The organism is Tropicimonas sediminicola (genome assembly GCF_900188335.1).
GTDB lineage: Bacteria > Pseudomonadota > Alphaproteobacteria > Rhodobacterales > Rhodobacteraceae > Tropicimonas > Tropicimonas sediminicola.
Window position 1 is genome coordinate 1 of sequence record NZ_FZOY01000025.1, and the last position, 5423, is coordinate 5423.

General features: G+C 59.4%; 6 protein-coding genes. 1 reads left to right on the top strand and 5 read right to left on the bottom strand.

Annotation, left to right across the window (positions count from 1 at the left end; translation table 11 throughout):
- Positions 1-205 precede the first annotated feature (205 nt).
- A complete protein-coding gene (locus tag CHB86_RS23990; RefSeq protein ID WP_089235645.1) occupies positions 206-580 on the bottom strand; it encodes a hypothetical protein in 375 nt (124 codons plus the stop codon).
- A complete protein-coding gene (locus CHB86_RS23995) occupies positions 567-1007 on the bottom strand; it encodes a DUF5681 domain-containing protein (RefSeq protein WP_089235646.1) in 441 nt (146 codons plus the stop codon). The genes CHB86_RS23990 and CHB86_RS23995 overlap by 14 nt, the downstream gene beginning before the upstream one ends.
- A gap of 442 nt (positions 1008-1449) precedes the next feature.
- On the opposite strand from CHB86_RS23995, the gene CHB86_RS24000 reads away from it, so the two are divergent.
- The gene (locus CHB86_RS24000) at positions 1450-2715 is read left to right on the top strand and encodes a serine hydrolase domain-containing protein (protein WP_089235647.1); all 1266 of its coding nucleotides are present in this window, start codon (positions 1450-1452) and stop codon (positions 2713-2715) included.
- A gap of 396 nt (positions 2716-3111) precedes the next feature.
- Here CHB86_RS24000 and CHB86_RS24005 read toward each other — a convergent pair whose 3' ends face one another.
- The 3 genes from CHB86_RS24005 to CHB86_RS24015 all read right to left on the bottom strand — a co-directional run bounded on the left by CHB86_RS24005 (position 3112) and on the right by CHB86_RS24015 (position 4901).
- Positions 3112-4050, bottom strand: a complete 939-nt coding sequence (locus CHB86_RS24005) for a GNAT family N-acetyltransferase (protein ID WP_089235648.1) — start codon at positions 4048-4050, stop codon at positions 3112-3114.
- Positions 4051-4253: 203 nt separating this feature from the next.
- The gene (locus tag CHB86_RS24010; protein WP_089235649.1) at positions 4254-4514 is read right to left on the bottom strand and encodes a hypothetical protein; all 261 of its coding nucleotides are present in this window, start codon (positions 4512-4514) and stop codon (positions 4254-4256) included.
- Positions 4515-4568: 54 nt separating this feature from the next.
- Positions 4569-4901, bottom strand: a complete 333-nt coding sequence (locus CHB86_RS24015; RefSeq protein WP_245838344.1) for a DUF4440 domain-containing protein — start codon at positions 4899-4901, stop codon at positions 4569-4571.
- Positions 4902-5423 lie beyond the last annotated feature (522 nt).

Sequence of the window (5423 nt, forward strand, 5' to 3'; positions counted from 1 at the left end):
GCTATACGAGGAGCACGTTTGCCAAGGCGACGGTCATGCCCAGACTGGCCGACTTTTGCTCCGCCCAGTGGTCGGTTTTTGCGCCGCCGTTGACATCAGTCGATGCTTGAGTGCCATTGCTCGCTCTCCCACTGATCGTCATCTTCAAGCACTACTCCGCCAGCGGCATAGGCTGCATCGCGTTCCCGGTCGCTCATGTATTCGGTCATGTTACGGCCTCCGGTTCTGCCATGGAGAATACGTCTTCAGGCAGCAGTCCGACGTCTCTGAGATCTCGGGCACGCAGATCCACCATGGCCCGAAAAGTCTTGCCGGGTACGCCGCTGAGTGCGCTGAGTTCCTTGCACTTCGCCCACAGCGCGAAGTTGTGTTCTGCCGCTCCCAGCTCGTGGTGGCACATTGCTGCAATGGTGATGGGCGGCTGCCGTTCACACCATGCTGGCGTCATGTCCTCGCCGATAGTTCGCTCTGCGATGCGCGCCAGTTTAGCTCCAAGTTCTGCACGAACACCCGATCCGGCGTAGACGGCGCTCGCCTGCCTCGTCCGTTCGAGCTTCATCAGTCGATCAGCGAGCCCCATTCTGCTCCTCCAGCGCCACGATGCGCGCTTCCAGTTCGGTGGTTTCCAACGTCTTCCTGTAGCCTTCAATGAGAGCCATTACCGAAGCACCTTCCAATGGGGTTATCTCGCCCTCGGAAACTCCCCGCAGCACCGCTTGAGCCGCGGCTGCGGCGTCCCGGGCGGTATCCATGGGCGGAAGGTCGAAGGAGACCGGGGAGTCCTTCCTGATCGGCGCTATGCGCTCCAGACACAGACGCAAGGCCGTTGCGTCACCTTCCAGTGCCTTCTCAACCGCTTTGCGAGTGAGCGCCTCGGCATCGTTGCCGAGGATTGCTTCGACCGCTCTCGTCACCTTGTGGCGTGCGCCCTTCGGTCGGCCTGGGTTCCCCGGGGCGAACTTGCCGCTTGCGTCGGTGTACGTATTGCCCGCGTTGTTTCGCTTCATTGCCCTGCTCAACTACGACGATTTGGTGGTGTTATAATACCCCAAATGGCGCAGTGAGAAAAGCCTATCGTAGAGCGCGAAACGGAGCCGATTGGGTCCGAAACTGTAGGTGGCGGCTGTTGATGGGATCTTCATCGAGTAACTGACCACCGCGATCGGCCGGCTTGTCCTTTGCGCGAGCCGAAGGGCAGTGAACTGCGCATTCCTGCCCTTGGACGGGTTGTGTCGCTTCGCTGATGCAGCATCATCCCATGAACCGGAAGCTGCCGTTCGCGCCTGATGCGGCTAACGGAGGCGAGGAGCCCGAAGTGGATATGGGCGGTGTCGGGAGTCGTCATGCCCACCACGCAATGCTAGCCTGGTAGTCAGATCCGCGCGAGCCCAACCGTTTACTTCTGGTGCGGGAGCTCAGGAAGACAGTGTTGGAAAGGCGACTACTGCCATGGCGATCTCCGAACCCTTCGATACCGCAACTCATCTGGAGCTTGGTCTTATGCAGGGGTTTCCACCGCCTGCCGGTAAGCGGGTGGATCGCTTCAATGGTGTGTGGGAGCCGCCATTCAATCGGTGGGCCTACCAGAATATGCGGCGGATCTGGCCGACAGCGCCTGTGCGGCCCAGCGATGCCGGTACCGCGCTGAGGCGCGAGATCGACACTGACATCGGCAGCCTGTCGGTTCGACGCAAGGATGGCTCTCTCGCTGATTTCGAGTGCTTCCTGCGGCAGACATTCACCGACAGCCTGATCGTGGTTCACAAGGACAGGGTCGTCTACGAGCGTTACCTCAATGGCATGACGCCGGACACGCCGCACATCATGTTCAGCTGCACCAAGTCCTTCATCGGCCTCTTCGCATTGATGGCGATCGAAGAGGGGCTGGTCACGCGGGACACCCCGATCGTGGATATCATACCGGAACTCGACCACGGATCGGGGTTTTCCGATGCCACCTTCGGTCACGTTCTCGACATGACGGCATCGCTGAAATTCAGTGAGTACTATGCCGACCCCGACGCAGAGATCCACGATTACGTCGCGGTTCTTGGGGCCGGCATCAAGGCGGTCGATTGGGACGGACCACAGAGCCTCTATGACTATGCCGGCACACTGACCAAGCTCGCGGGGCGCGCGCATGGGTCGGTGTTCGAGTACCAGACGCCGCAGGCCGATGTCCTGAACTGGGCGGTCAGTCGACTGTTCGGTCAGAATTTTGTGACCCTGCTGGAAAGCCGCCTGTGGTCAAGACTCGGTATGACCGGCGAGGCCTATGTCCTTCTGGATGCCACGGGCAACCTCTTCGCCGGGGGTGGGCTGAACGCCACGGCAGAGGACATGGCGCGCTTTGCCGCGGCAATGCTCCGGAATGGCCGTGTTGGCGGTGACCAGATCATCCCCGAAGCGGTGATCGATACGCTTTCGCAAGGGGGGTCTACAGAAGCCTTCCTGAGGGGCCCGAGTGCGGAAGAAGACATGGCGAATGGCCATTGGAGCTATTGCGCACAATGGTGGATCAGAAACACGCCCGGGTCGGAAGCGATCATCGCGCTCGGGGTGAACGGCCAATGGATCTACATTGACCGAAAAAGGGAGGTTGCGGTCATCAAGCAATCAAGCCAGCCGGAAGCGGACAGTTGGTACTTCCACGACTATACTTGCAACGCGATGGACGCTCTGGTCCGGCATGTTGCAGGTGAGCACGTGACATAGTGAGCAGGAAGACGTTGGATGCGAGCTTCGGCTCCGTCTGCAACTGAGACACCCGAAGGCGGCCCAGTGAACGGCCGGTTCTTGTCCTCCGAGAAAAACTCAACCTCTGAGGAGCCATGAATCTCGCAACCGCAGAGAAGGTCCGAAAGTCGGCAAAAGCTGCCGTGTTTGCCACGGCGAGCGCCCACACTGACGTGTTGGACTGCTGACTGCGCAACCACGCCGCTCATACTGGTGAGGTGTTGCGCACACGCAGCATCACCCTCCAGACCGGAAGCCTACATACGTGGCCGAAGCGGCGAACGACGGTGACGAATCCTTGGCGGTGAATGGTGTCTAGGTAGTGATCCGCCAGAATGGAGTTTGGAGGTGGATTTTCCCAGACAATCGCACGGTTCAGCGTGTGAAGCTCTCCGCCTCGACAGGCTGAGCGATGCCTGAACGGACGTCGGTCCGAAGGCTCAGGCCGCAGTGCTCGATCATCTTGCAAGAGGCTACGTTGCTCGTCCGCGCAAATTCCTGAATCCGCTCAGCCCCCATCTCCTCGACAGCTTTCTTTAGCACCAGAGCATTGACGAATGCCCCAAGTCCTCGCCCCCGCAGATCGTCCCGCACTGCCACCAGACCCGCCCAAGCGCTCTTCCTGTGCGTGCTGTGGCGATTGTAGGGGAAATAGGAAAAGGCAGTGGCCACAACGGAACCATCTTCCGGGTTCAACAGGACTGCAAAAGCCACTGGCCCCAAACCTCCCGACAGCACTTGCGTGGGGTATGGGGCCACTCCGCACTCCGCCATAAAGGCTTGAGCGCACTCGAAGAACGCAGCATCGTCGGAGGCAGATGGCTCAATAAGGACAAAGTCTTCACGAGGTCTATTCACGATTCTTTCACACGCTGCTCTGATTTCGTCCGATGGTCCGTCGAACACATCCCACCAAGATATGGTGCAGCCGATTTCTGCGAGCCTTTGCTCGATTTGCGCGCACCGATTGATTGGGATCATGCGGAACGTGATTGCCCCTTCATTGCGCAGGATGCCCTCGATTCGGTCCCAACCGAATTTCTTCGGATCATCAGTGCCTGCCATACGGGCCGCAAACACGGCCCCTGGTGTATCGCGATATTCGCCGGCAGCCGCCAACGCCGCAGCCTGTAATCTGCGCTGAAGGTCGTTGCCGAATAGTCCGCGCTCGTTATCCAACGTCTGCGCTCCTGATCTTTGTGTCGTCAGCAGGCCACGTGCTTCGAGAATAACGGCAGAGGCGCAGATGTCACCTTCGTCCGCTGAGGCGGCTTTGATGTGTGGCGCGGCGAAGGTCCGGTCCTTGATCGCCATGCTGGAGACCGGGCGACTGCGACGGGGATTGCTGCACTGCCGAGAATGACTGCGAAGTCGGTAGACTTCACGTCGATGCCAGAAGAGCCGAGGCCATCAGTTGCCGGAGTAGCGAGGCCTCATGAAACTGCGCCTGTCCTGCGAAAAGCCAGGCGCGGCGTCGGCGGCTTCCGGTAACTCTTCCGGATCAACAAGCTTGAGGGTTAACTCTCGACGTAAATCACCACTGTATCGGGGTGCACTCCGTCATACTTCATCGCGGCTGCTCCTGCCTCGCTCTTCAGCATGGCTTCAAGCGCATTCATGTCCGCGACCTCCATCGAGAGCGCGACTTTTTTGCCGTCGCCCGGCAGAACGTAGGTCTGGAGATCGGTCGCGATGCCAGCGAACACTTCCGCCCGCTTCGGGGATGCGAGCCAATGATCTATGTCATCGACGTCATGGGTTGCGATGAGCTTTGGCATGTCGGGTTTCCTTCTCTCTGAAATTCTGGCAGTTACCAACAGGTCGGTCACGGCTCACTTCTGCAGCGGTGTCGCCCCGGTTTCGACCCGACTGATTTTCCCGCCCTCCAGCGAAAGAGCCATCAGGACTGCCTCGCGAGTGCCATCGGGGTAATCATTGATGCCATGCACTACGAGAATGTCGTTGTTCTCGTAAATCTTGCGCCGCGCTCCCATGGCCGTCTTGTCAGAGGCCATCATCTTTCGGATCAGTTCCGAGAACTGCGACTTGTCCATTGTCGTGCCGCTCTGATGCCTGACGAAGACAGCGTTGTCAGCGTAAAGGTCGAGATAAGCGTCCGCGTCATTGTCCGCCAACGCCCTATTCATTTTGTCGAAAATCGCCATCTGCCCCTCCCTGGACAGGGGTTGCCCCCGGATAAGGTTCAGCATGTTGCCTACCCAAAGACGTTGCAACGATTCTCGTTGGTCCGTTCAGGTTGCGAGTACCAGCTTGCGTTTCAGGCGGCTTCGCAAACTCTGCGGAGGTCCAGCGACTGCTGAGAGCGCCCGGAAGGCCCTCTAAGCCGACTTTGGTGTGGTCCGTCGCGAACGACTGGTTCTCGAACGCGTCGTCGGGCGAAAGGTCAGTCTGGCGAACAATGCTGCCTTTGCGGCGAATGTCTGTAGGGTCGGCAAACTTGCCGTTGAACCTGGATCGGCGCCAAGCAGCACAGCAGCGATGACGTCGATGGCAGCGAACTGCGCATTCCGGACCTCCGACCGGTGGCAACGCTTCGCAGGTGCAGCAAAGGATCAGAGCGCGTGATCGGCCTGAGAACGGCGGTGAGAAAGTCGGCCACGGTAGCGGCGGGATGACCCTGCTGCGGGCGGCGTAAAAGTCGTCCACCTTTGCCCTTCTTGATTTGA

Coding starts and splice junctions, on each gene's coding strand:
- CHB86_RS24010 (WP_089235649.1), bottom strand. CDS start 4,514: ATGCCAAAGCTCATCGCAACCCATGACGTCGATGACATAGATCATTGG.
- CHB86_RS23995 (WP_089235646.1), bottom strand. CDS start 1,007: ATGAAGCGAAACAACGCGGGCAATACGTACACCGACGCAAGCGGCAAG.
- CHB86_RS23990 (WP_089235645.1), bottom strand. CDS start 580: ATGGGGCTCGCTGATCGACTGATGAAGCTCGAACGGACGAGGCAGGCG.
- CHB86_RS24005 (WP_089235648.1), bottom strand. CDS start 4,050: ATGGCGATCAAGGACCGGACCTTCGCCGCGCCACACATCAAAGCCGCC.
- CHB86_RS24000 (WP_089235647.1), top strand. CDS start 1,450: ATGGCGATCTCCGAACCCTTCGATACCGCAACTCATCTGGAGCTTGGT.
- CHB86_RS24015 (WP_245838344.1), bottom strand. CDS start 4,901: ATGGCGATTTTCGACAAAATGAATAGGGCGTTGGCGGACAATGACGCG.